We start from the raw sequence: 25,893 nt of genomic DNA on the forward strand, positions 1-25,893 counted from the left end.
TGGATGGTATGACGGAGGTGTTCCTATCCCATTTCTTGAAGTTTACCGAGATGAAGAATACATCCGTATTCACACTAAGAACATGTCACCTGATGAAGCTCGTAAATTTGCCCTTAGTTATTATGGCTGGGATGACGATCCTGCTCAGGACTCAGAGCCTATTCCCAATGAATCGGGCTATATACTTGATAAACAGTTCATCAGTGAAATTGAAGCGGAACTACCTTTTAGATAAGATTACAGACACCATTACTACCGCAAAAATCGGTGGTCATTGCGACCACCGATTTTAATAAAAGTAAAAAACTTACACACTTAACTTGACACTCTCTCACACCGTGTGTTTGCTGTAATCGCGCTCTCCGAAGATTCCGGTTCCGACTCTGACAAATGTAGCGCCTTCTTCGATGGCTACTTCGTAGTCGCCGGTCATTCCCATTGAAAGGCAGTCCATTTTGACATTGGGGATATTGAGCTCGTTTACTTTATCTTTTAATTCACGAAGACCTTTGAAGTACACGCGGTTTGACTCGGGATCCTCCGTGTAGGGGGCGATTGTCATGAAACCGCGGATGTTAAGGTGTGGAAGAGCGCTGATCTCTTTTACAAAATCGATTGCTTCGTCTGGAGATAAGCCAAACTTCGTATCTTCGTGAGCCATGTTTACTTCTATAAGTACATCCATCACAAGGTCGTGCTTTGCTGCCTGTTTTTCAATCTCATCGGCAAGCTTTCTGTTATCTACGGAATGGATCATGCAGGCAACTCCGGGAAGGTACTTTACTTTGTTTGCCTGAAGGTGACCTATCATGTGCCATGAAAGAGGCTCTGTTATCTCTGCTGTCTTATCTCTTATTTCCTGAACTTTATTTTCTCCGAATACCGTGATGCCGCAGGCCATTGCTTCGCGGATGTCACTTACGGGTTTTGTCTTACTTACTGCGATGAGAGTTACGTCTTCTCTTTTTCTTCCGGCTCTTTCGCAGGCTTTTTTTATGTTCTCTTCTACAAATTCAAGGTTTTCCTTTATCATCTGTCGCTCCTTTAATGTCATTTGCAATTGTATGGGGCTTTTGCCCGATAATAACTCATTTACCGTGTTTTTCTTTATTTTTTGCCCTTAATAGTATATCATATGATGTGGTGGTGTAACACGATTCAAGTGGGGAAAAAAGAATATGAAGGTTAGCGAGATCGCAAACGGATCAGAGGTAAAGATTTATGCGGCCATTAACGGACACTCAGTTGTGATTATGACTGAGGCTATTTTTGGTGTGAATGTTGGACTTCTGGTAAGACCGATGGAGTATTTCGGTAAGTACATTCAGTTTTTAGAACCATCCAATGTTCAGATCAGGAACAAGCGTGACGGACGCGTATACAAGTTCATGTCTACAGCAATTTCACCCGTAAAGACAAGGTACGGGAATTTTCATTTGATCAGGTGCTCATCTATGCTGGAACCTGAAAACTCAAGAAGAGCAGAGCGCTTCTATATTGAGAAGCTCGGTCTCATTTCCGTTAACGGAAATAACATGCAGCTTAGAAACTGCCTTGTCCATGATATATCTATGAGAGGAATCTCTCTTGTTGTAGATGACGACACAGAGTGTGTACCCGGAGACAAGATTGACGTAATGTTCAGATACGGGGCAACACTACATAATTATGAATTAAGCACTGTAGTAGTAAGAAATTTTAAACTTGGCAAAAAGAATGCCGTAGGATGCAGTATATCGAATCTTAATATCGATCTCATCGGACTGTTGAGTTCAAAGAAAAATGAGAAACAGACGAAACTCGATGAAGCTCCTGCGACAGATCTCAATCCTAAGATAACCGAACAGCAGCAGATTCTGGAAGTTGAAGAGGACGTTGCAAAGGATATCATTCCGGAGAGACCCGCGACCATTACCATAAGGTCGGGAAAACAGATGAATCTTAAAGACATGGAAGAGAGTGCGGATTCAGATGATATGGCAATTCTCCGAAAGAATAAAGAAAAGAAGATGGCCGATGAAAGGCGCGAGATTGAGAGCCTTCTTGATCTTAGGAATATCTAAATTTATTAAAGGAAAGACGGAGCAGTTGTTTAATAAAATAACTGCTCTTTATGCTGTTTACAGCAAAAAAATATAGGGGATAAAAATTGTGAAAAAGAGAAGTGTATTGACGCTTATGCTTGTCATTTCTTTGGTCGTTACCGCATGTGGCGGAAAGAGTGGCAAAAAAGCGGGCCATGGTTCCGAAGAGGGGGATGTGGCTGTTGAGAGTACGGTCGATGTAGGCAACGGGAAGGTTACTATTGATCTCGGAGGAGCTCAGCTTCGCTGGGATAATCTTGGAGATGCAGAGCTTTCGGCTGAAGAATTTGAGCGCTTTAACGGCGACGTGGTTGTTACGGCTTATTACGAGACCAATAATTATACAGAGGATACGACTCATGAGATCGGACTCAGACTTAACTGGGACGATAAGTCACTCGGCGATAACCGCAAAGTAAAAGAAGGAAAAGACAGTATTTCTTTTGATGTTTCGGATGAACAGAGAAAGAGTATTATTAATGAGGGATTCGTATATCTGTACGGTCATAACGTGCTCGTTGATAAAGTGGAGATTACCGGCGAAATTATAGAGGAAACCGAGAGCTCGGAGCCGCTCTTTACTGAAGAAAACGGTCTTTTACATGTATCTGACGGAAAACTTGTAAATGAAGCGGGGAATCCTATTCAGTTAAAGGGCCTTGCAAACTTTTACTTGAGCGTCCAGCCTCAGCTTGCACGAAAGAGCGTGTTTAAGAGAATGAAAGATGAGTGGGGAGCAAATGTACTGCGACTTCCCGTTAACGTCGATACATCGTTCTGGGGGACACCCGAGAAAGGATATGCATCGGGTTCTGATGAAGACAGAGCAAGGATTACGGCCACTCTTGATAAGGCAATCGCGGCGGCGAGAGAAACGGGCATGTATGCGATAGTTGAGTGGGTTGTGCTTGAAGAAAAGAATCCTTTGGCTGAGATAGAGTATGCGAAGCAGTTTTTTGAATATGTTTCTTCGACATACAAGGACGACAAGCATATTATCTACGAGATCTGCAATGAACCAAACGGTGAGGCAACATGGGATAATGTTAAGGAGTATTGCTCCGTGATCGTACCTCTTATCAGAAACAACGATCCGGATTCACTTATACTTGTCGGAACACCTGATTTTTCGGCAGATCTTTATGCGCCCATGAACGATCCGCTTGAATACGACAACATTATGTATGTTTTTCATGAGTATACAGGGCATAACAGTAAATTTCAGAGCGAGATAGAGCAGATAGATAAAGCGATGGAAGCACATCTTCCCGTATTTATGACAGAGGTTGCCGGAACGGACGCCGAACAGGAAGATTATTATGATATGGAGACGATTCAGCAGTGGATGCCGATCGTTGAGAAATACAATATAAGCTATATAGTTTGGAAACTTGAAAAATATTCAGATTTTGACAGAGACGATGAATATTGGAACTATATGCGTGAAAACATGAAGAATGACAGCCCATATTAATTCAATTGACATTTGTGGAAATATTAAATATATATAAACGAATTTACACGAATATCGGGGAATAGTATAATAATTTTATACGATTCAGCTTTTCTGAGAGGGTAATATATTGGATAAGATGGGACTTTTAAGTAAGGTTTTTGAAGCGTTTGCGAACTCTTCGGAGAGCAGATATGTATTTTTGTTTGATGTCGAAAAGAATGTCTGTAGATTTTCCCAGAGTTGCGTCGATAGATTTGGACTTCCCGGCGAGTATGTAGATAATGCCGGAGAGGTCTGGGCTTCTATAATTAATCCTGCCGACAGGTTCAGATTTCAGAAATCTTTACAGGATCTGATCACCGGTAATACCAAGATTCACGATATGAGTTACAGAGCTCTTGATAAGACGGGAGAGTACGTAGTTTGTTCGTGCAAGGGATTTCTTATTGATGATGATGAAGGTCATCCAGTGTATTTTGCCGGTACGATCGATAATCACGGAATTGCAACCGAATACGATCCCATAACCAATTTATATACCAGATATAAGCTTCTTAACGATCTTAGAGAATATCAGGAGAGAAAAGAGAAGTACATGATCCTTATGGTGGGACTGTGTAACTTCCATGAGATCAACAATATTTACGGCTATGAAGTCGGAAATAAAGTGCTTAAGAACTTTGCGGAGAAGCTTCTTGATTATCTTAACGGAGCCTTTGTTTTCCATGCGGGAGGAACAAAGTTTGCGATAGTATCGTCTGTTTTCACCGAGGAAAAAATGGCTGCCATATACAAAGAACTTTCTGAATATGCCAGAAATTCGATTGAGATAGAAGACAGCAAAGTTGCGATAAATATCGGCGGAAGTCTTTCGGAAGTACGAAACTTTGACGTTGATGTACATACGATATTAACGGGCGTGCTCCTTGGACTTGATGAATCGATTCATGAAAGACACGGAGAACTCGTTAAATTTGGAAACGACAATTATGTAAATAACCATGACAGGATTGTTGTCATAAATACGCTCAGAAACTGCATAAATGACGGCTGTAAGGGATTCTATATGTGCTATCAGCCGATCGTCAATGCTAATACCGAGAAGCTGGTGGGAGCAGAGACGCTTGTAAGATGGAGTATGGAGCCTTTTGGAAGCATTTCTCCCGGAGATTTTGTTGCGTGGCTTGAAAACGACCCTCTTTTCTATGATCTTAGTTACTGGATCATGAAAACATCGATGAGCGCGATAAAAGAGAAGGTATTGCCGCTTATGCCGGATTTCCTTCTTAACATAAATCTCTCATATATGCAGCTTGAAAGACAGAACTTCAGGACAGATCTTCTAAGGATAATCGATGAAGTCGGATACCCTCCGAAAAATCTGTGTCTTGAGCTTACAGAGAGATGTAAGCTCCTTGACGAATCATTCTTGAGAAATGAGATGATATTCCTTAAGTCAAAGGGAATCAAGGTGGCACTTGATGATTTCGGAACAGGTTTTTCGGCACTCGAGCTTCTTATAACTTTGCCTATAGATGCGATCAAGATAGACAGATCTTTTGTCATGGATATCGAGAATATAAAAGAGAAGCAGTATGTAGTTGATGCGATTCTTGCTTGCGCAAGGAATATGAATATAAGCTCGACGATCGAGGGAATAGAGACCGTGAGCATGAAAGAGATAATGAAGAATTACGGTGCCACATCTTTCCAAGGATATCTGTATTCCAAGCCGGTTGTGATCGATGAATTTGTAAAGCTGATTCAAAAGTAATGTTACTGTTGTAAGTATTTGGACAGAAGTGGGCGAAGCTTATGATGAGAACAGTACCTCTATCAAAGAGTTTATCGTTGGATCAATTAAATCATCTCGCTGATACAGGGCATATTTTTATTACACCTTTCGCTTTGAACCGAACTGCGTATATTGTGGTTAACCAGAAACCGTTTATGGTTATAGTTACGGATATATCGCTTAAGGGGATACAACTTAGCGGAGCATGGTATACGTGGGATGATCTTGAGGCAATGGGAGGAGTGTACGAATCGGAGTTTGATGCGCTGAAAGCTATAGCGGACAGAGGATAATGAGCGGAAGTCTTAGAGTGAGACTTCCGCTTTCGACAGCTTAAGGACTTCATTTATTAAGATTGTATAAAAAAGTGTAATTTCGTGGGCATTTTTGAGGATTTCGTGATAAAATTACTTCTATGTACGATGATTGGAGGTCTGGTTTTGACATACGTCTATTATTACGTTGAAGCGCATCTTGCATGCATTTTTCTGATGGCATTTCTGCTGTTCAAAATCAGAAAAGGTGTAAATAAGCAACTTTCACAGATTTATCTCGGTAATCTGATATTGGTACTGATAGCATATTGCTTTGCGGAAATCTTTTGGGCACTGGTGGATGGCGGTTTTTTGGGCTCATCCAAGACTCTGTTATATTTATCTAATGTTTTCACATATCTTTTAATAAATGTAGCTGCATATATTTGGTATATTTTGTCGGAGATAATGCAGAAGGAGAAGTATATTGAGAGCGATCTTACAAGGGTATTTATAAGCGTACCCGTTTGGATATCGGCTCTTTTATGTGTTACTGCGTACAGAACAGGGCTTGTTTATTATCTTGATGACAACGGTAATCTCACCGGAGGTAAGCTTTATCTGATACTTATAATTGTGCCTTTCGGATATCTTCTTGCGGCATCGATAAAAGCTTTATCACGCGCATTCAGTAAGGACAGATATGCGGAGAGATATATTTATTTCATGATTGGAATATTCCCGATCACACCTATTTTGCTTGGAATCCTGCAGGCAATGTACTGGAGAGTACCGTTTGTGTGCTACGGCAGTCTTGCTGCGGTTTTGTATGTATACATAACTTACATGGATAATCTTGTGTCCATAGATCCTTTGACGCAGATCAATAACAAGAATCAGATGTATAAATATCTTGTGCAGAAGATGAGAAATCAAAATCCCGGACTTTCTCTTTTTATGCTGATAATCGACATAGACAGATTTAAGTCCATAAACGATACCTATGGTTACAGCGAAGGTGACAAGATCCTTGTCAGAGTTGCAAATGCCGTTAAGGATGCATGTCAGGGTCCGAGAAGCAGATTTTTTATATCAAGATACGGCGGAGATGAGTTCGTGGTTGTTGCTGAGATGGCATACAGAGCAGAAGCAAGCTGGCTTGCCGATCAGATAAAGAATAACGTAAAAAAAATTCCCGAACTTACCGGATGTGCTTATGACCTCTCGGTAAGTGTAGGAATTGCTCAATACGACTACGAAGCTCCTATATCTATTCAGTCATTTATTGCAAGGGCAGATTCAGATCTGTACAAGCAGAGAAAATTGAATAATCTTTAAAAGAGCGAGGAAATAAAGTTGATTGCAAGACCGGCGAGGACAAATCCTGCCAAAATGGCGATTGCATAAATAAATTTCATTCTTGCCATGGCATACTCCTTTTAATTAATCATGCTATAATTATATTGTATCTTTTTTGAGGATACAACCGAAATGACATGTACATCTGAATATCAATTCAGGATTGGAGGGAGTATGAAGATTTACGTTGCCGGTAATGTGTCCAGAAGTGGGGATGGGTCGCTTGACCATCCGTTCATGACTATTTCAGAGGCTGCCGATAAGGCACGTCCCGGAGATACGGTTGTGGTTGCCCCCGGAGTATACAGAGAGTGGGTTAAACCCCGTTATTCAGGAACGGAAGATAAGCGAATAACATATTTAAGTACAGAACATGGCGGAGCCGTTATCACGGGCTCTGAGGAAATAAAGGGCTGGGAGGCTTTCGAGAACGTCTGGCGTGTCAGAATACCAAACAGCTATTTCGGAGATTATAATCCGTTCACAACGTTAGTTCACGGGGATTGGTTTATCGAAGATCCCAAGAATCCATCACACACAGGAGAGATATATTTAAACAAGAGGTCCATGCTTGAGGTATTCGACCTTTCTTTTTGCATGCATCCGCAAAAAGACAACAGGTCATGGGAGCCGGACTTTACAGAATATGTATGGTATACGGCGCAGGAGGATAACTTTACCGTTATCTATGCGAACTTTATGGGCAAAGACCCCAATTATGAAAATGTTGAGATCTCTGTGAGAAGATCATGCTTTTTCCCTGAGGAACCAGGTATAAATTACATTACCTTAAGGGGATTTTGCATAACCAGGGCAGCTACTCAGTGGGCACCTCCGACCGCTTTTCAGGAAGGAATGGTGGGACCTAACTGGGCTAAGGGTTGGATAATCGAAGATTGTGAGATCTCGGAGTCAAAGTGCTGCGGAATCAGTCTCGGTAAGTACTTCCAGAGAGGCAATAACAACAAGTGGTCAACTTATAATTTGAAGCTGGGATCGCAGACTCAGAGAGATACCGTGTGTCAGGCGGTAAATGAAGGCTGGGACAAAGAGACGGTCGGCTCGCATATTGTAAGACGCTGTGATATTCATGACTGCGGACAGACGGGAATCGTTGGTCATATGGGCGGTGCTTTCAGTATTATCGAGGATAATCACATCCATCATATCAATATAAAGCACAACCTTGCGGGAGCCGAGATTGCCGGAATCAAGCTTCATGCTGCGATAGATACCTGCATCAGAAGGAATCACATCGATCACTGCACAAGAGGAATCTGGCTTGACTGGGAGGCTCAGGGAACAAGAGTGTCGCAGAATTTTTTGCATGACAATGTTCCGCCGAAAGGTACTATAATAGAAAATGGATTGGCTTTGGGAGAAGATATTTTTGTTGAGGTCTCACATGGACCGACGCTCCTTGATCACAATCTCTTTTTGTCAGATATTGCAGCAAGGATATCGACGCAGGGAATAGCGTTTGTTCATAACCTTATCGCAGGCTCTTTTACCTATGTGGGAGAGGGCTGCGGTGATATGAGTAAAAAATTCCCTTCACCGAGATTTACGCCGTATCATGTTCCGCATTCTACCAAGATTGCGGGATTTATGACGATTCTTCACGGCGATGCGAGATTTTTTAACAACATTTTCATCCAGAAAGAAGTGCGAAGAGATCTCGTGGATTACTGCGTTGCACAGAATTCCGATACCATGGATAAGAACAACTTTATCTGCGGTACGATTCCTTACAACGATTATCCGCTGGCTCCGGAGTATTTCTCACGCTTTGGGAAGAATGTCATCAGACAATACGGTTCAACAGATCCTTATTACGATCATCTTCCTGTATATTTCGGAGGAAATGCATATTATAACGGTGCGAGGGCCTGTGACCACGAGCCTGCAGCTCACGTTGACAAAGATCATAAGATCAGCCTTTATATTGATGAAGGTGACGGAAGATATACCATACACACAAACCTTTACGAGTTCCTTCCAAGGGGACTTGCCATGCCTGTTAATTCTGAGGTGCTGGGGCTTGCGTTTGAGCCTGAGCAGCGCTTTGAGAATCCTGACGGCAGCAGTATTTCTTTTGACAGAGACTATTTTGGAAGAAAGAGGGGAAGATTCCCTGTTTCGGGACCTTTTGAGGAGTGCGGAACAGACAGATTTACCGTTCAGACTCCCGATGATGCGTCGTCCAAGATCGGTCATGATGAAAAGATAAGAATTGAGGATAAGTGGAAAGCAGATCTTGACAATACCAAAGAAGAATCTGATGTGAGTGAGATCAACGCAAATATTGTGCTCACGGGCGGAATGAATGCCGTAATAAGCTTCCCGTTTGACGGAGAGCTCTTCAAAGTGAGCGATATGTTTGTTAAGGGAAATGAGGTCTGGCTCTACGACAGTTTGGCTGACAAACTGGTAGAACTTGACTGTGAGTACGGAATTTATCATAATATCAAGAAATGGTCCATTGGTGCATTGCAGTCTCTTGATATGAGCGAGGATGCAAATGCCGAAGGGCTTGCAAGAACAGCAGGTACGCTTCTTTGCATACTCAATAAGAGTCTTGCGCACGATGCGGCAGATACTTGCGAAACCATTCAGAATAAGGTGAATGACGGCCTTGGTGACAAGGGCATCAGCATGAGATTTACTCCCAAAAACCTTAAGTTCATTAGGGGGAAGAAATTTATCTCTCTTGAAGATGTTCTTTACAGGATTAGCAGGGGTACCATGGAAGTTGTTACTGAGCGGATCGAGCACCTTAATTAACTTAAATTTTGAGGATAGAATTTTTACATGAATAAAAGCAGCAACTGGTATAAGCTCGACAATGCGGCGAAAATTGTTCCGTCAACCGCACGTGGAGCAAATACACGAGTATTTAGAATAACTTGTGAGTTAAAAGAGAATATTGACGGAGAGATACTTCAGAGAGTGCTGGATGAGACGATTGAAGAGTTTCCATTTTTTAATTGTGTGCTTCACAGAGGTCTTTTTTGGTACTACCTTGAAGATAGCGATCTTAAGGCGGTTGTGGAGGAAGAGAAGACTCCCGCCTGCATGCCTCTTTATTATCCGGGCAGAAAAAATCTTTTATACAGAGTAAATTATTTCAAAAAGAGAATTAACCTTGAGATGTTCCATGTGCTTGCGGATGGAACAGGGGCGTTTATGTTCTTTAGAAACCTCATCATAAGATATATTCAGGAAAAGCATGGAATTGATGCCGATATTAAGCCTGTAGATGAGTTTTCTCTTGAAGAAAAGAATGTGGACGCTTTCGGAGATTTTTACAGCAAGCAAAAAGGTCTTAAGCAGTTAAAAGAGATGTCTTCCGTAAAGGCATATCAGCTTAGCGGAGAGATTGACGACGATCTTCTTCCGCACCTCGTGGAGGGTACTGTTTCCGCATCCAAATTTTATGAGGCGGCAAAGAGTCACAACACAACTGTGGGAGTTATGTGTGTTGCAGCTTATATAAAGGCTGTTCTGATGGGAATGAACAGAAGTCAGAAGAAAAAGCACATAGTGGTCAGCGTCCCTGTTAACTTAAGAAACTTTTTTAAGAGCGGAACGGCAAGAAACTTTTTCGGTGTTATAAGCATCGATTACAATCCTGTTGAATACGACGGTGAGCTTGAAACAATCATCAATTTCGTTGATAAGAATTTCAAAGAAAAGCTCTCGCCGGAAAGCATTGAAAAAACCATGAATTCCTACTCTGCATTGGAGCATAACATAGGAATAAAGGTTATTCCGCTTCCGATCAAGAATATAGGAATAGGATTTTTTGACAAAAATGCGAAGCGAGGTATCACGAGCTCAATGTCGAACCTCGGTCAGATCAAGATGCCTGATGCGGTTGCGGATTATATAGACAGATTCAGCGCATTTATGACTGCACAGTCACAACAGATCACGGTCTGCTCATATAACGACAAGATGGTATTCGGAGAGGTTTCTCCCTTTAAGACACACAAGGTAATGCTTAATTTCTTCAGGTTACTTACGGAAATGGGAATGGAAGTAGAACTTGGAACCAACGACTACGATGAGGAGCAGTGATTTATATGCAGTATTGTCAGAAATGTAAGATAAAGATAAGAGGAAAAAAGACGTGTTGTCCCATGTGCCAGGGAACTTTAAAGGAAGTTGAAGGCGGGGAGAATGTAACGGCTTCTTTTCCAACTCTTAAAAAGAAAAAGATGAGTCACATCACAATAATGAAGATGACAACCTTTGTTTGTGCTGTGCTTGAGATAATTTTGATAACGTTGAATATTATGATGGGAGATGCACTTCCATTTTTGGGACCGTTATTCCTTGGAATTCTGGGCGCATGGATAGCGGTTCTTGCGACGGTTTATTTTAGAAACAATATTTTGAAACTTATAACGTGGGAAGCCATAGTTGCGATTATAGCGGACATCTATATCGATTATTACACCGGTTTTTACGGTTGGAGTATAGACTGGGTAGTGCCGCTGACGCTTATGGCGCTCGGCGTTTTTACATTCATCATTGCAATTTCAATTAAGCTTAGATTTGATGAATATATCTTTTACCTTCTCTTTGATCTTATTATGGCGGTTTTACAGATCATATGCGTTACAAAGGGAATCACAAAGAATTTCTGGCCCACCGGAATCAGCATTATGCTTTACATGATCCTTCTGGCAGGCGTCTTGATATTCAGATTCCGCGATCTGAAGAAGGCTTCAGAAAAGATGTTTAACATGTAGTGATATAGATTTCTAAAGTCCAAGCCGCGTACATGCTTGCATGTAAAGCGGTTTGTGACCTTAGAAATCGAACAGGCATGAGGAAGTAGCACGATAGTGCGGATTCCGAATGTCTGTAGAATTGCGAGAGCGACGAAAGTCGCGTAGCAATTCGTATATCACTACAACTTAATTGTATATATTCAATACCTTTTCATTCATTCTAGACACAGGTAAACTATGGGCGTACTAGACAGAACTACTAAAAAGAACATAAGGCACGGCGTTGTATTCGCAACCAAATTCGGTGATTTTGTAGAAAATTCTCTCGAGAAGGCGATCGTTCAGAGAAATCGCCTGGCGGAAGAACTACCCGAAAATCCTGAGAAACTTAAGTGGTACAGAGTTTCTTTGGAGAACGGAATCTCAGGAGACGGATCTGAATACTACATTTATGTTAAAGTAGGAGATCCCGATAAACTCTGCATTTTCTTTTCGGGTGGAGGAGTTGCCTGGAATCAGTATACGGCTGCAAGACCTTCAACAATAGGCAAGCTCGCCGCGGGTCTTCCAAACTATTATTGGAACAATCTTAGACCTGTTACCCAGTTAAAAAATATAAATGTCGGAATAACAGATGTCTCGCAGGAGAATCCTTTTAGAGACTGGAGTTTTGTCGTTGTGACTTATGCAACGGGAGATTTTCACGTCGGAAACAATGAATATCCGTATGTCTCAGAGGATGGCAAAGACGAAATCCTTCATTTCCACGGATACACCAATTTTCACGAGAGCATGAAAGTGGCAAAAAAACTTTTTCCGTCACCGGAAGATATCCTTATTGCGGGGAATTCTGCCGGTGCTTTTGCAATTCCGGCTCTTTCGGGTGAGATCGTGGATGATTACTATCCCGATGCAAAGGATATAACTCTTTTTTCAGACAGCGGACAGCTTCTTTACAACAAGTGGAAAAAGACTGCGAAGAACATCTGGAAGACCAAGGATGAGATATGGCAGAGCATAAGCACCGAGAATATTACCCTTGACTGGTATAGGGCACTGTACGCTAAGTATGGCGACAGATTCAGATATTTGTATTCGAGCTCTGACAGGGATTTCCTTCTCAGTGCCTATTACAATGATATAATAAACAAACAGTATAAGACCGATCAGCAGGTTCAGGAAGAGTACAGAAGACAACTGATAGAGATGGTCCATGAGTTAAAAGAGCTTAATCCGTCATTTGGAATCTTTATAAATAACTGGAAACTTCCGCTTATCACGCAGGGCGGAACAGTACACACAAGCGTGCGTGACATTCAGTTTGCCACCTTTGTACAGGATGGAATTACAATGGCACAGTGGCTTAAAGATGCAGTTGACGGTAAGATTTATGATGTGGGGATGGAACTGTTAAATTGAGCAATTAAAGAGTAAAGGAAAGAGAGAATAGTATGAAAAAAAGATTTGTGGGTTTAGTATTACCGCTTACTATGTTTTTTTGCGTTGCATGCAGTGCAAATGATTTCAGTGAGCTTATTAACAAAACTTATACACAGATCGGACGGGGATTTCTTTGTTTCCAGCAAAATTTCGCCAACCGGATTTGGAGAAGGCGTAACGTTGTATAAATGTGAAAACGGTGATCTTACTGAAGTGGATAAGATTGATGATGCCATGGTGACAGGAGATTATGACAGTGAAAAAGATATAACTGTTGCTGAAATATCCGCAGACAAGATTAGGGTTGTCAGATGCCAAAAGGTTATTTGTTCTTTGCAATTTTATAATTATTTTTCATATGGCAGTACCGGATTTTCTGCATCGGACAAACTATATGATATTGAAATGACTTTTAGCGGAAATATGGTTTTAAAGAAGCTGGTATCTTTCTGTGATGAGTCGGGAAAGGTTATTAAAAAACTGGAAGCCGGACAGGCGTTGGTACCAAGTAAGGGCAATTATCCGTTTGAAGATCTTGACAACATAAAGTTAAGTGGGAATACGATGGAATTTTCACTTGAAAACGGCGAAACGGTAGGTTTTATAACATATGAATTGAAAAAAGGCGAATACATGTTTGATGCATATATTGACGGCGTAAACGCTGATGATATCTTCGAAGTCAATGAACTGGGAGATATCTAAAACTTGAAGGCAGAGAATAAGCAGTCACTGCAAATTTGCAGCGACTGCTTATTTTTTGATTATTATGTATAAAAAGTTATTTTACAAACTTTGTTCGTGAAGCACCATAACCACTAAGGTCATCAGATGATGCAACTTCAAGAGTCATGTTTGTTGTAGATGCAGCTTTGAGTTTGAACGTTGAATTACCGCTTGGGCTCATCTTAACGTTTGAAATGTTCTGATTTACTGTATTGCCGCTACTGTTTTTGCCACATTCTTCAGAATATGCCTTTGCAGAGTCTGTAGCAATAAAGATGTTCTTCTGGATCAGATTTTGGTTATTGTGTGCGTTCTGAATACGTAAGCATGCATTTTTTGTATTATAAACTGTGTTGTTGTAGATCTGGTTGTTTGCAGCATCTCCGTTTTCACTGGGATCGGAACCGCCAATGCAGATACCTGCCCATCCGTCGTTATTTACAAGGACATTGTCGTGTACTTTAACACCTGTGACGGTTTTTTTGCGATGCTCGGATGAGACTTCAATACCGATGTCAGCTCCTTGAACGTAGTTGTCATGAATATTTATGTCATATCCGCCGTCAACATAGATTCCGCCTGCGCTTATATCACCGCCGTATGCAGCGTTGTTTTTTGAGGAAATGTTTATAACAGTATTTTCGCTGATCTCACCATTGTGAGCTCTGTCTTTTTCATTATTCTTATCACGCTCATAACCGATCGCGTCGATTGCGATGTTGTCGCAGTCATGAATGTAGTTTTTGGTTATATTGAATTTATCTACATTTCCGTTTACAACAAGAGCTTCACTTTGTCCTAAAGTAAGATTGTACAATTCGCATCCTGTTATTGTTATATCTGTAATAGGTTTACTTGGACTTGCGCCTGCAATGATTCCGTGTGCGTTATATTCTTCGCTGCCGTCAGTGTACACAACGCCTACGTCATGAATCTTACAATTTGAAATTGTAATGTGATCTGATGGTCCGTCAATATCAATCGCTTTTGGACAAACCGAATCCGAAGGTCCTTTGAGTTTATAATTGGCAAATTCAAGATTTGAGATTTCTATGTTTTTACCCTTTATCTGTAAAAGTGCTTCGCCGTCTTCATCTGGTTTTACGGTCTGTTTGTTTTCGGCGTTTCCGATTATGGCACCATCTTCGCCGACGATCTTAAGATTATTCTTTGTAATATCTATTTTTTCTGGATAAATTCCGGGATAAACTTTGATCGTATCGTTTGCGGAAGCTTTTTTTACGGCTTCTGAGATGGTTTGGTATTTTTTATCTTCCTTACCTACGATAACTGCGCCTTGTTTTGAGTCGTCTGCCGCGTGTATATCAATTGATAAAACCGGGAGAGTATTGGACATTGCAAGTGAAATTAACATTCCTGCAACAATAAAATTTGATTTTCTTTTCATGCTATCACCTTTCTGTTGTCTGGTACTATTGTGTCAATGCGCTAAGGTTGTTTAGCACAGAACAATGTAAATTTAAATTTTCTGTTTAAGAAACTGTAACATATAATTGTGAAAATTCTGTTTCCTCAAACAAAAAAGACCTATTGCAGTGCAATAGGTCTTACTTAAGCATATTATCATTCAGTCTACAAAAAATTCCGCAATCTGTGCCTCATAGGAGTCGCGAAGATCCCCCGGAATGTCATACTCATCCAAAGCCTCGGCAACAGACCAATGTTCGTTTACCATCGAGCGAAGAATGCTGCGAATGACACGAGAATCAGAAGCCTCCATAGATGCGGCGTTATTCATAATCATACCCTCCTCTTTGAACAATAGAATATAACATATAGTCACATAATTTTGTTATAATATATTATATCCTACAACATATTGTAGCTCAAAAAAAAACAGATACAAGTATTGACATTTTCAAAAAAATGGAGATTTATAGGAGCTTGGTTCAATGAAGATTGCATCTGTTGTTTTATCGTTGCTGGGACTGATCTCTTCTTTTGCGGTAGTGGGAATAATACCGTCAATTGCTGGATTTGTGCTCAGTTTGAAATGGTTTTTGGAAAAGAAATCCATAAACGGGGCAAGAGCGCTTGCTATTTCTGTTGTAGGAGTTCTATTGCCTTTTATCATGTACTTTAACAGTTTCGGGTTTTCTTTACCATACGAAAAGAGCGCAGGGCTTTCTTTTTTACCACAGATTATTTACGATAACTATACTAATCTCGGCCTTAATATGGAGTGGATGGTCAAGGACAAGGTGGAAGAACTTGATTTTGATGTTTTTGAGGATGCAGAGCAGGTAGAGAGCCATGAAGATTTGGCGGAAAGCGGTGGCAAAGAGGCAACATCCGGTGATATTGATAGAAAAGATGTGATTGCAAGTGATGATGAAAAACAAGGTGATAGCGATAGTAAGGGAAAATTGGAATCTTCGAAGAATACCAAAAGCCTTGATGATGAGTATGAGCTTGATATTATAGATGTAATCGATGATGAGATGCATACACATAAGCATAAACCGACCAGTACTGAGGTTGGAGCATCGGATGACAATATGTCCTGCTACGGAGGGCTTCCTGTAGGGACGCTACTAATAGCCAGGTACTTCAGGGAAGATGACCATAACTGTAATCCGGTACTTGTTCTGCAGAATAAGTCAGGAAAACTGTGCAGATATGAGTGTAAGTTTATCGCAAGGGACGATGACGGCAACGAGCTTGCGGTTTCCGAGAAGACTGTAGAAGTGGTTCATAATGATGCAAAGTTCGTCTTTGAGGGACGGTTTGACAAGAAGGACTTAAAAGGAAAACTTCCGTCAATGTACGAGTTTTCCGTCACCAAGCGTGATCCCTATGAAAAGGACAGGCTCGACGATGTCGCCGTTTATTCAAAGACAGAGGGAAACTCAGTGTTTCTTGCAGCAGAGAATACCTGCGATAAAAAAGTGAAAGTTGATGCTTTCGTTTTATTTTTTGACGGAAACGAGCTTGTGGACTGCATCTGGCTGATACCGGGGAGCAACAGCAATGTATATGTAGAGCCTGCGAGCGTCGGAACCGTAACCGGTGACGCTTATTACAAGTTTGACAGGATTGAGACCTACTATACCGCCTACGAAGCCGTCGATGGTAAAGAATAGGCTTGATGTTGCCAATTTATAATTGTGAAGTTTGGATGGGTGGATGATTATGAGAAAACTAATTCTTTTCGGTGATTCAAACACATATGGCTATGATCCGCGTGGACTCATGGGAGGAAGATATCCTGAGGAGGCCAGGTGGGCTACGATTGTCAGAAAGGCATTGGCTGATTCATATGAGGTGATAGAGGAGGGTATGAACGGAAGGCAGCTTCCTTATGTTGAGGATAGATATTTTACTGACATGCTTTCCGGATTAACAGGTGAAGATGCCTTTTTTATGATGCTCGGTACAAATGATATTCTTCTTACCTACAACCCGGTAGTTGAGCAAGCTACTTCAAAGATGAGAGATGTTCTGGCTTATGTAAAAGACAACTGTAACGGCACGTTTATTATGATCGCACCTCCATATATTGAGGCTAAAAGTCACGAACTTCAGATTTACAACGATGCGAGTATTGAAATGAATAAGTGTTTTATGGAGCTTGCAAAAGAGTTTGGCATTAAAGCTATTGATGCGTCTAAATGGAACATAGAGATGGGATATGATGGTGTTCATTTTACTATTGAAGGGCATAAGCAGTTTGCGAAGATGCTTTTACGCGAAAGTAATCTATAAAACTTAGAATTGTAGGAATAATCACAATGTTAATCTGCGTTGCTTGATGCAATGAATACATTTTACTAGGCTGATACTATAACACACGAGGAGGACACAACTATGTTCAGCGAAAATTTAAGAGCAATGCGAAAAGAAAAAGGTTATACTCAGGAGGAGCTTGCGATAAAGTTAAATGTGGTAAGGCAGACAGTCAGCAAGTGGGAAAAGGGATTGTCGGTTCCTGATGCAGATCTTTTGGCTATGATATCGGATGTGTTGGAAACACCTGTAAGCAGGCTCCTTGGAGAAAAAATAAACGAAGCGGTTGATAAAAACGAGATTGCGGAGCAACTTGCCAAGATAAGCGAGCAGCTGGCCATAAAGAACAGGCGCAGTAAGAAGCTCTGGAAAACGATTGGAATCACAATACTTGTTATTGTGGCTCTATATATTGTGCTGATGGTAGTAAGCTTTTTTGCATTTACTACTGTTTCGCATACCACTACGGAGCGCATTGAGAGTATAGAGCTCGATGAGCCCGCAGACGGAGAGGAAGGTATGAATTAAGTCAAATCAGGGGAGGAGGTGCAATTAGATATTGCTATTTACAGGCAGATATTAGCGAAATGTGCAAAGTCTGCTCATCTTTTATTTCTTTTAAAGTCTTTTAAAGTTCTTATTTTCAAAATTATTTTCATCAAAAAAACAAAAGAAAAGGGGTTGTGATTTTCTTATGAAGATCACTTCTGAACAGGTATAACTCAATGAAAAAAATCTTGCGGTACAAACATGTTCTTTCTGTAATTCTTTCTTTATCTATTGTTTTTTTTCAGATTATTACAATATCAGCCACACCGGTTGAGATACAAACTGATGGCTCTATGCCGGCTTCTTCGGGCAGAGTTAAGCTTATCGATGAGGATCTAAACGATCTTGGCGTTGAAATCGATAATGAGAGCGAAAAGCTTGAAGAAGAAAATGATCCTGATGAAGAAGTCAGGGTAATCATTGTAATGGAGGGTGAAAGTGTCCTTGATAAAGGATATGACACCGTAGAAATTGCTGACAGTTCGTCTGCGATTCGCGAGGTGGACAAAATCGAATCCGAGCAGGAAACGACTGTTGAGAAGATATCAGAGGAAGCTCTTGAAGGAAATGAGCTTAAGGTCAATTATTCTTTTTCCATTATTGCAAATGCCATATCTGCTGATGTTACGTTTAAGGATATAGAAGCCATAGAGAAGGTGGACGGAGTTGAGGCTGTTTACAAAGCAAGGCGACACGAACCTGTTGAGATGGCCAATCCGGCAACAGTATCTTCAGGCGAGATGGTTGGAAGCTATCAGACATGGGCAACGGGATATACGGGGGCGGGACAGCGTATTGCTGTAATTGATACCGGTATAGACGTGGACCATCCTTCTTTTGATGCGGGTGCGTATATGGCTCATTTAAAGGAGACTGCGGAAGATTCGAGTAAGGAGATTTCAGAATACGGCTTATTGGATGAGTCTGAGATTCAGAATGTCCTTCCTCATCTAAATGCTTTTAAAGATGATGAAAACGTAAGCGCAGACGATCTTTATCAGAATGAAAAAATCCCATATGCATTTAATTATATAGACAAAGATATGGATATTACGCATGACAATGATGAGGAGGGAGATCACGGGACTCATGTGTCGGGTATAGCAACGGCAAACTATTATGTGCCGGATTCAAATGCGGAGGACGGCTATGCGCCTCAGGCGCAGGGAGTTGTCGGAATAGCGCCTGATGCGCAGCTTCTTACAATGAAAGTATTTGGTAAAAACGGTTCGCCATTTACCGATGATTATATGGCTGCAATAGAAGATGCGATTCTTCTTAAGGTCGATACCATAAATATGAGCCTGGGTTCTCCGGAGGCAGGAAATACATATGATTCCGAAGAGTATGTAAATGAGATTTTTGACAAGCTTCAGGGAACAAGTACAGTTGTATCTGTGGCTGCCGGCAATTCAGGTCGCTGGAGTGAAAACAGCCTGATTGGCGCAAATTTAAGCGGAAATGTAAATATGGATACGATAGGGACTCCGGGCTCTTATGAAAAAGCATTTACGGTAGCAAGCGTTGTAAACAGCGGCATTGTCTCATGTTTTTTCACATTTGACAACGATAAAAAGGTGTTCTATACGGATCCAACAGGAACAGAGGCACCGAAGTTTGAAACGTTTGATAAAACAAACGGGGGCGACGGAACAGAATATGACTATGTATTTCTGGATTCGCTCGGTGCAGCCGGGGATTATGAGAATATTGATGTTAAGGGCAAGGTCGTATTCGTATCAAGAGGAGTGTTGTCTTTTTCTGAGAAACAGTTAAATGCACAGGAAGCAGGGGCAATAGCGATTGTAGTCTACAATAACACATTGGGAACAATCATCATGTCAATGGGCGGAAATGACGCCAAGATTCCGGCATGTGCGATAACGTTGGCAGAAGCAGAGGCAATCAAGGAAAAGAGCACTCAAAGAAGCGATGGGTTATATGAGGGAAAGATAACTGTGCATTCAATTCCCGAAGTGCATAAAAATACTGATGATGGATACACAATAAGCAGCTTCTCTTCATTCGGAGTTCCGGACAGTCTTGACTTAAAACCTGAGATCACATCACCGGGAAGCAATGTGTATTCGACGCTTAATGACGGTAAATACGGTCTTTCAAGCGGAACGTCAATGGCGGCACCGTCAATTTCCGGTCAGAGTGCACTTGTTCAGCAGTATATAAAAGAGAATAATCTTGCGGACAAAAATGACATTTCGGTAAGGACGCTTTCTCAGTCACTTATGATGAGTACAGCTATGCCGCTTAAGGGAAACAACAATCCGGAAAATCCGGAGTATACTCCTCGTGTTCAGGGAGCAGGACTTTCCAATGTTCAAAATGCAATATCGTCGCCTGCATACATTCTTTTGGGCAATAAAGAAAATAACGACGGTATGGTCAAAGCAGTCCTTGGAGACAATCCCGAAAAGTCAGGCTGCTATGAATTTTCGTTTGATATATATAACATGGATGTGGATCCTCAGTATTATGTGCTTGATTCATCAGTCCTTACGGAAGAACTGATGAGTGCGGGCGGGCTTAAGTATTTTATGGGTAAATCTTACAGGCTCAGTCCTTCGGTGGAGTTTAAGGCAGATGATACCAAACTTGTTTATGACCTTAACGACGACGGAAAAGTAAACGGTAAGGACAGGAAAATATTATTGCAGTATGTGAACGGTTCAAGATCGGTTCCTTTGATTGAAAGAAATTATGAGTACTACGACTTTAATAAAGACGGAGTAATAAGTACAAAAGATGTATACCTTCTTTCAAGACAACTAAAAGGCAAAGCGGAAGTTGCAGATCTTGCGCTTTGCGTGGTTGAAGTAAAAGACAGCACGAAGGTAAACGTAAAGATCACTCTTTCAGACAGCGACAGGAAATACCTTGAAGGCTACGAGAACGGAATGTATGTCGACGGATATATCTACGTAAACGGCCTCGTACCAATGTCAGTTCCTTTCCTTGCTTTTTACGGAAACTGGATGGATTCTCCGATGTTTGAAGACTATGACTATATGAAAGCCGTATATGACAGCGACTATGCAGACAATGTAGTTACATACTCGGGCGTTGATAAGACCAACTGGCTGTCTACAAGTCTTTTTGGAACCAATGAAGAAAAAATGTATGTTCCGAACAAATATGTAAAAGAGGATGAGTATATTGCGGACAGAAATGCACTCAGTTCTGAAAACGGAACTTATATTGCAAAACAGTATTACAGCCTTATAAGAAACGCCGGAAGGCTGATCCTGACCATAAGAGATGTTGATACCGGCGAGAAATATTTTGAAAAGATCGATAAGGATGCCTTGGCGGAATATTACCATGTTAAAGTCGGCGAATGGATGAATACAAAAGGAGAAATTGAGCTTAACTGGGCAGGAACCGATGCAGACGGCAATCCTTTGCCTACCGGAACCAAAGTGGAAGTCGTTCTTCAGGCTATTCCAAGCTACTACAACAATGTTGAAGATGTGTCTGAGCTTAATGCTGACGGAATGTTTATAAGAACACCTTTTGTGATCGATAATGAAAAGCCTTCTATCATAAGCAGTGAGACGAAAGACAATAAATTAAAGATCAAGATGCATGACAACAGATATACGGCAGCAGTGATTCTTTTAAACGAAGATGCTGATGTTGTAGGCTTATATGCGGTAAATCAGACCAAGGCCGGAGATGACGTCGAAATGGAAGTGGACCTTGATAAAGAATTCTCTTATGTTGCGCTTGTGGATTATGCAGACAACAACAGAGTCTATGAATATGACAGAACGGCCAAGTCTATAGGTGAAGAGAGTGCGGCAGATATGTCGAGTGATGCGGCTTCTGTAGCTTCTTCAGATATGTCTGACAGTGCTTCTACAGAAGTATCGGATGATGCGACGGCTGATAAGTCGGATGATGCGGCATCGGATTCATCAAGTGATGAATCATCTGAGGATAATTCAGGTGATCTGGAAGTGGCAAAAACATCAGATGCCAAGAAAACAGCAGATTCATCGAGCGATGAAGCAACGGCGGGCATAGCGGATGATGTGGCATCAAAAGAAACTTCCAAAGAAGTTGAGGCAGGAGGAAAGTATGACGACTAAATTTTTAAGGCACTTTTTTATAATAAGCATAATGACGGTTCTTGCGTTTATATTTGTTCCGACAATCAGTGTTAAAGCAGCTGACGCGGAACCTGTTCATACAAACATTGATACTTCCAAAAAGGGCGGAAACCAGTATATAACCTATAAGCTTACTCTTGATAAGACTGAAGTGACGGATGGACGAGTGGTGATAGGATATAACGGAGATATCCTGGAGCTTGAGAATGATTCACAGGGAATAGGTTTTAGCGAGGAAGATATAAATACGAAAAAAGAAAACGGAAAAGAGCTGTTCTCATATGCTTTTGTCAATGATGAAAAGAAGTCTGCGGGCGGCACGCTTATTACACTTAAATTCAAGGTTAAGGATGAAGTGTTTAGGCAAGATACAGCTATTGATACGCAGATTATAAGCATCAACAATGAAGACGAGGAAGTTCTTGGAAATACTTCACTGTCAGATACTTTTTCAGCAGGAAAATCAAAGCTAAAAAAGCCTGAGATCTCAGATATTACGCAGTCTATACTTGGTGTTTATGTATCATGGAAAAAAGACGGTGATGCTGACGGATATTATCTGTACCGCAGTACGTCAGAGAAGGGAGAGTACGTACAGGTTGCGAAACTAAGTCTTCTTACAACATATCTGGATCTTTCGGTTGAGAACAGGCAGACCTACTACTATAAGCTGGTTGCATACAGAGGAAGCGGAGATAAACAAGACCTTTCCGATGAGTCAGCGCCTAAGTCTGTGACTGTCAAAAAGTTCTGGGGCCTGTTTGACTGATGTATGAGCCATAAACCCCGTCCCCTAGGACCATATACTGAATAAACAACGTAAACACCTTAAAACAAGCGGGTTTTAAGGTGTTTATTTTTATTTTAGAAAATTTCGTTTAAGAAAAAAAATTCTGCACCGATAAAAATAGTGTGTGAGAGAGAAATGAATTTTAAAAAACGCCGAATATGACTTTGGAGGTAAAGAATGAAGAAGAATACAGTTTTAAAAGTAATCAGAATTGCACTTGCAACAATGATCACAGCAACAACAGTAACTGTAAACGTAAGAGCCATGGACGGCGAAGTATTTGAGAATATAGAGAACAATCAGGAAGATACAAACGAAGAAGTTACAAACGAAGAAGTATACAACGAAGCAGTAAGCGAGGCAGTTGAAGCAGAGACAGTCGCTGAAGAGGCAGTTGAGACGGCAGAAGTTTCTTACGAAGTGGTTGAGTCAATCGTAGAAGGAAATGAAGAGGCCGGAATCGAGGCAGTAGATGTTACAGACGGTGGAGCAGTTGCACAGGAAAGCGTTGAAGCTTTTGCAGAAGCAGCAGAAAATCTTAATGTAGCAGAAAACCTTGGCGAAGCTGTTGTAGAGCTTCAGGCAGTTACAGAAGAGCTTGAAAAGGTTGACGAAGCAGACCGCGCAGCAGATGAGAGCGCAAAAGAGACGGTTGAAACTGCAACAGCAGCTCAGGAAATTGCTAACAGCGTAGTTAATACAGTTGAAGAGACAAAAGAGCAGGCAAACAGCCTTATCGATATAATCTCAAGTGAAGATGCAGATGCTGAGCAGGTAAGCGAGGCTATGGACAAGCTTGATCAGATCACAGAAGATGCAAAAGGAAATGTTGAGGCAAAGAAAGCTACTTTCGAAGCACTTAGCGAAAAGTTCGAGATGGCAAAGAGACAGCTTGAGGGTGCACAGAAAGTATATGAAGAGACAGTAAAGAACCTTAAGAGCAGCGACAGCAGCGTAAACAGAGCAGCAGAAAAGCTCGAGGAAGCTAAGAAGAATGTAGAAGTTCTTTCAGAGGCTTGCGATAATGCAAAAGAGGATCTTGAGAAAGAGCAGGCAGCAGTTGAAGATATTCTTGCTAAGAAAGAAATTTCAGACAAGAACAAAGACTGGAAGACACAGGACAAGCTCATGGAGAGCATTATAAGCGGATATATCATTCCCAACTTTATCGACAAGGATGCAACAAATATCAAGTACACAGAGATGCTTAGAGGATTTGATCGCCAGAACAGTTCATATACTGTTGTTACATATTTGGATAAGGACAACAACACAGTAAAGCGTTATTTCAACATCGACAGAACAGACAGACAGTTCAAGGAAAACGATCAGTGGTACAGACTTGGAAGTTCAAGAGAAATCGTAGTGTACGAGAAGCCTGAAGAGGATATCACATCTTCAGTATATCAGAAGAATCACTTCGGAAATAAGAACGTAACAAGCCAGTTTAAGGCAGAAGTTAATTCCGGAATGTATGATGTATATTCATTTGATTATGCTGACGGAACAAACGAGTACAAGTGCATCGACGAGCTTAAGGCCGGAGTAGAGAACGGAGAGATCGAGTTAGTAGACGGTGTTTACTACATGAACGGCACAGCAGCTCGCAAGATCGTTCAGACAACAAGTGGAAATGCAAAAGGAATCAGAATTTCAACAAAGGATGATGCAGGACTTAAGGCATTTATCGAAAATGCTTCAAAGCTTGTTGAGAAGTATGAGAAGTACGGAGAGATCATAGCTGATACACAGGATAAGATCGAAGTGGCAGCAGATAAGGTTGAGGTTTTAAAGGACGCTATCGATGAAATCGAAGATAACAGAGTAAGAATTTCAGCAGATATCGTTGCAGAGCTTAGAAATTATGTAAGCGAAGAGGAAATTGAGAGAGTTCTTAACGCAGGATCAACAAAGAAGGCTGTAGAGGTTCTTGAAGGAATCCTTGCAAATGCAAAAGAGGATCTTGATAATGCGGCAGCAGAGCTTGATGAGCTCATCGAGAAGCGCGAAGAGATCAGAGAGAGCTTAAGTGTTCAGGAAGAGGAAGTTCTTGCAGAGAACACAGAGGAAGAGGTAGTTGCAGAGATTGCTGAAGAGGCAGTTGCAATCGAGGAAATCGCAGAAGTAGCTGAGGCTGAAGAGGTAGTTGAGGCTGCAGAAGTAGTTGAGACAGCAGAGATCGCAGAAGTAGCAGAAGTTCCTGCAGTTGCAGCAGTTCCCACAGTAGTTGTACCCGCTGTTCTTAACAACACAGTAGAGCAGAACATCGAAGGAAAGAGATACGACACAGAGACAGTTGCAAAAGAGACAATCGTAGAGAACGCAGTTGAGACAGTAGTTGCAACACTTGCAGAGATTTTTGAGAACATAGTTGCACCTGTAGAAACAGCTATCACATCAGAAGAGAATACAACAAGCGAGAACGCAGCACAGAACGTTGTAACAGAGAGAAATGGTGCTGCAACACAGGCAAACGTAGAGCAGATCGCAGAGCAGGTTAATGTAGCTTCAGAGGATATGATCGGACAGATTCTCGGAGCAAAGAGATACAACAAGTACAACAAGGCATTTGAGGAATTCACAAGTGGAATTGTTGGAATGGAGAACAATCAGGCAGCTTTTGCAGGAATCGGAGCTGTAAAGAATTTAAAGGCTCTTGCTGAGATGGATACAGAGAGCGGAATAAAGATCAACTGGTTATGGCTTCTTATTATCGCAATCCTTCTTATAACAGACAAGAAGATTCGCGATGAGCACCAGAAGAAGGTTCAGGAGTTGAGAGCAGCATAAAACAAATTCAAATATGAAATATAAAAAAGCGGGTCCT

The 25,893-nt window shown here is 41.3% G+C and carries 20 protein-coding genes; 17 read left to right on the forward strand and 3 right to left on the reverse strand.

Annotated elements, in window-relative coordinates:
* The coding region (locus BM398_RS17170) for a hypothetical protein (RefSeq protein WP_175531926.1) at positions 1 to 235 on the forward strand (235 nt) is incomplete at its 5' end.
* Positions 236 to 331: 96 nt separating this feature from the next.
* Here BM398_RS17170 and BM398_RS11830 read toward each other — a convergent pair.
* Complete coding sequence (locus BM398_RS11830) at positions 332 to 1,033, reverse strand: YggS family pyridoxal phosphate-dependent enzyme (RefSeq protein ID WP_092337850.1); 702 nt, start codon at positions 1,031 to 1,033, stop codon at positions 332 to 334.
* A gap of 145 nt (positions 1,034 to 1,178) precedes the next feature.
* Here BM398_RS11830 and BM398_RS11835 point away from each other — a divergent pair, with 145 nt between their 5' ends.
* The 10 genes from BM398_RS11835 (at position 1,179) to BM398_RS11880 (ending at position 13,832) form a co-directional block, all read left to right on the forward strand.
* Complete coding sequence (locus tag BM398_RS11835) at positions 1,179 to 2,063, forward strand: PilZ domain-containing protein (protein WP_092337851.1); 885 nt, start codon at positions 1,179 to 1,181, stop codon at positions 2,061 to 2,063.
* A gap of 88 nt (positions 2,064 to 2,151) precedes the next feature.
* Positions 2,152 to 3,558: a glycoside hydrolase family 5 protein gene (locus tag BM398_RS11840; RefSeq protein WP_092337852.1), complete on the forward strand. Its 1,407-nt coding sequence runs from the start codon at positions 2,152 to 2,154 to the stop codon at positions 3,556 to 3,558.
* 118 nt (positions 3,559 to 3,676) lie between these two features.
* Complete coding sequence (locus BM398_RS11845) at positions 3,677 to 5,314, forward strand: EAL domain-containing protein (protein ID WP_242949810.1); 1,638 nt, start codon at positions 3,677 to 3,679, stop codon at positions 5,312 to 5,314.
* 176 nt (positions 5,315 to 5,490) lie between these two features.
* Entirely contained in the window at positions 5,491 to 5,628 is a 138-nt protein-coding gene (locus BM398_RS17175) for a hypothetical protein (protein WP_175531927.1), read from the forward strand.
* A gap of 147 nt (positions 5,629 to 5,775) precedes the next feature.
* Positions 5,776 to 6,927 (forward strand): GGDEF domain-containing protein, encoded by a 1,152-nt coding sequence (locus tag BM398_RS11855; protein WP_175531928.1) that lies wholly within the window; start codon positions 5,776 to 5,778, stop codon positions 6,925 to 6,927.
* 195 nt (positions 6,928 to 7,122) lie between these two features.
* Positions 7,123 to 9,732: a right-handed parallel beta-helix repeat-containing protein gene (locus BM398_RS11860; RefSeq protein ID WP_092337855.1), complete on the forward strand. Its 2,610-nt coding sequence runs from the start codon at positions 7,123 to 7,125 to the stop codon at positions 9,730 to 9,732.
* Between the two features lie 27 nt (positions 9,733 to 9,759).
* The gene (locus tag BM398_RS11865; protein ID WP_092337856.1) at positions 9,760 to 11,028 is read left to right on the forward strand and encodes a hypothetical protein; all 1,269 of its coding nucleotides are present in this window, start codon (positions 9,760 to 9,762) and stop codon (positions 11,026 to 11,028) included.
* A 5-nt stretch (positions 11,029 to 11,033) separates the two neighbouring features.
* Positions 11,034 to 11,705, forward strand: coding sequence for a DUF6320 domain-containing protein (locus tag BM398_RS11870; RefSeq protein ID WP_092337857.1), 672 nt, complete (start codon positions 11,034 to 11,036; stop codon positions 11,703 to 11,705).
* 219 nt (positions 11,706 to 11,924) lie between these two features.
* The gene (locus BM398_RS11875) at positions 11,925 to 13,106 is read left to right on the forward strand and encodes a pectin acetylesterase-family hydrolase (RefSeq protein WP_092337858.1); all 1,182 of its coding nucleotides are present in this window, start codon (positions 11,925 to 11,927) and stop codon (positions 13,104 to 13,106) included.
* 201 nt (positions 13,107 to 13,307) lie between these two features.
* Positions 13,308 to 13,832 carry a hypothetical protein gene (locus BM398_RS11880; protein ID WP_092337859.1) on the forward strand — a complete coding sequence of 175 codons (525 nt, stop codon included), beginning with the start codon at positions 13,308 to 13,310 and terminating at the stop codon, positions 13,830 to 13,832.
* Between the two features lie 76 nt (positions 13,833 to 13,908).
* Here the strand turns inward: BM398_RS11880 and BM398_RS11885 are convergent, their stop codons facing one another.
* Positions 13,909 to 15,261, reverse strand: coding sequence for a right-handed parallel beta-helix repeat-containing protein (locus BM398_RS11885; protein WP_092337860.1), 1,353 nt, complete (start codon positions 15,259 to 15,261; stop codon positions 13,909 to 13,911).
* 180 nt (positions 15,262 to 15,441) lie between these two features.
* Positions 15,442 to 15,612: a hypothetical protein gene (locus BM398_RS17180; protein ID WP_175531929.1), complete on the reverse strand. Its 171-nt coding sequence runs from the start codon at positions 15,610 to 15,612 to the stop codon at positions 15,442 to 15,444.
* Positions 15,613 to 15,766: 154 nt separating this feature from the next.
* Here BM398_RS17180 and BM398_RS11890 point away from each other — a divergent pair, with 154 nt between their 5' ends.
* The 6 genes from BM398_RS11890 to BM398_RS11915 all read left to right on the forward strand — a co-directional run bounded on the left by BM398_RS11890 (position 15,767) and on the right by BM398_RS11915 (position 25,856).
* Positions 15,767 to 16,957, forward strand: a complete 1,191-nt coding sequence (locus tag BM398_RS11890; RefSeq protein ID WP_092337861.1) for a hypothetical protein — start codon at positions 15,767 to 15,769, stop codon at positions 16,955 to 16,957.
* Positions 16,958 to 17,006: 49 nt separating this feature from the next.
* Complete coding sequence (locus BM398_RS11895) at positions 17,007 to 17,579, forward strand: SGNH/GDSL hydrolase family protein (protein WP_175531930.1); 573 nt, start codon at positions 17,007 to 17,009, stop codon at positions 17,577 to 17,579.
* A gap of 102 nt (positions 17,580 to 17,681) precedes the next feature.
* Positions 17,682 to 18,128: a helix-turn-helix domain-containing protein gene (locus BM398_RS11900; RefSeq protein WP_092337863.1), complete on the forward strand. Its 447-nt coding sequence runs from the start codon at positions 17,682 to 17,684 to the stop codon at positions 18,126 to 18,128.
* 197 nt (positions 18,129 to 18,325) lie between these two features.
* Positions 18,326 to 22,255 carry a S8 family serine peptidase gene (locus tag BM398_RS11905; protein ID WP_092337864.1) on the forward strand — a complete coding sequence of 1,310 codons (3,930 nt, stop codon included), beginning with the start codon at positions 18,326 to 18,328 and terminating at the stop codon, positions 22,253 to 22,255.
* The gene (locus BM398_RS11910; protein WP_092337865.1) at positions 22,245 to 23,045 is read left to right on the forward strand and encodes a hypothetical protein; all 801 of its coding nucleotides are present in this window, start codon (positions 22,245 to 22,247) and stop codon (positions 23,043 to 23,045) included. The genes BM398_RS11905 and BM398_RS11910 overlap by 11 nt, the downstream gene beginning before the upstream one ends.
* 198 nt (positions 23,046 to 23,243) lie before the next feature.
* A complete protein-coding gene (locus tag BM398_RS11915; protein WP_092337866.1) occupies positions 23,244 to 25,856 on the forward strand; it encodes a hypothetical protein in 2,613 nt (870 codons plus the stop codon).
* Positions 25,857 to 25,893 lie beyond the last annotated feature (37 nt).

This window comes from Butyrivibrio sp. M55, assembly GCF_900116865.1.
In the GTDB taxonomy this organism is placed as follows: Bacteria; Bacillota; Clostridia; order Lachnospirales; family Lachnospiraceae; genus Butyrivibrio.

Excerpts from the sequence above, each read along its gene's own strand:
- BM398_RS11830 (WP_092337850.1), bottom strand. The coding sequence starts at position 1,033 with ATGATAAAGGAAAACCTTGAATTTGTAGAAGAGAACATAAAAAAAGCC.
- BM398_RS11835 (WP_092337851.1), top strand. The coding sequence starts at position 1,179 with ATGAAGGTTAGCGAGATCGCAAACGGATCAGAGGTAAAGATTTATGCG.
- BM398_RS11845 (WP_242949810.1), top strand. The coding sequence starts at position 3,677 with ATGGGACTTTTAAGTAAGGTTTTTGAAGCGTTTGCGAACTCTTCGGAG.
- BM398_RS17175 (WP_175531927.1), top strand. The coding sequence starts at position 5,491 with ATGGTTATAGTTACGGATATATCGCTTAAGGGGATACAACTTAGCGGA.
- BM398_RS11860 (WP_092337855.1), top strand. The coding sequence starts at position 7,123 with ATGAAGATTTACGTTGCCGGTAATGTGTCCAGAAGTGGGGATGGGTCG.
- BM398_RS11865 (WP_092337856.1), top strand. The coding sequence starts at position 9,760 with ATGAATAAAAGCAGCAACTGGTATAAGCTCGACAATGCGGCGAAAATT.
- BM398_RS11870 (WP_092337857.1), top strand. The coding sequence starts at position 11,034 with ATGCAGTATTGTCAGAAATGTAAGATAAAGATAAGAGGAAAAAAGACG.
- BM398_RS11875 (WP_092337858.1), top strand. The coding sequence starts at position 11,925 with ATGGGCGTACTAGACAGAACTACTAAAAAGAACATAAGGCACGGCGTT.
- BM398_RS11885 (WP_092337860.1), bottom strand. The coding sequence starts at position 15,261 with ATGAAAAGAAAATCAAATTTTATTGTTGCAGGAATGTTAATTTCACTT.
- BM398_RS17180 (WP_175531929.1), bottom strand. The coding sequence starts at position 15,612 with ATGAATAACGCCGCATCTATGGAGGCTTCTGATTCTCGTGTCATTCGC.
- BM398_RS11890 (WP_092337861.1), top strand. The coding sequence starts at position 15,767 with ATGAAGATTGCATCTGTTGTTTTATCGTTGCTGGGACTGATCTCTTCT.
- BM398_RS11895 (WP_175531930.1), top strand. The coding sequence starts at position 17,007 with ATGAGAAAACTAATTCTTTTCGGTGATTCAAACACATATGGCTATGAT.
- BM398_RS11900 (WP_092337863.1), top strand. The coding sequence starts at position 17,682 with ATGTTCAGCGAAAATTTAAGAGCAATGCGAAAAGAAAAAGGTTATACT.
- BM398_RS11905 (WP_092337864.1), top strand. The coding sequence starts at position 18,326 with ATGAAAAAAATCTTGCGGTACAAACATGTTCTTTCTGTAATTCTTTCT.
- BM398_RS11910 (WP_092337865.1), top strand. The coding sequence starts at position 22,245 with ATGACGACTAAATTTTTAAGGCACTTTTTTATAATAAGCATAATGACG.
- BM398_RS11915 (WP_092337866.1), top strand. The coding sequence starts at position 23,244 with ATGAAGAAGAATACAGTTTTAAAAGTAATCAGAATTGCACTTGCAACA.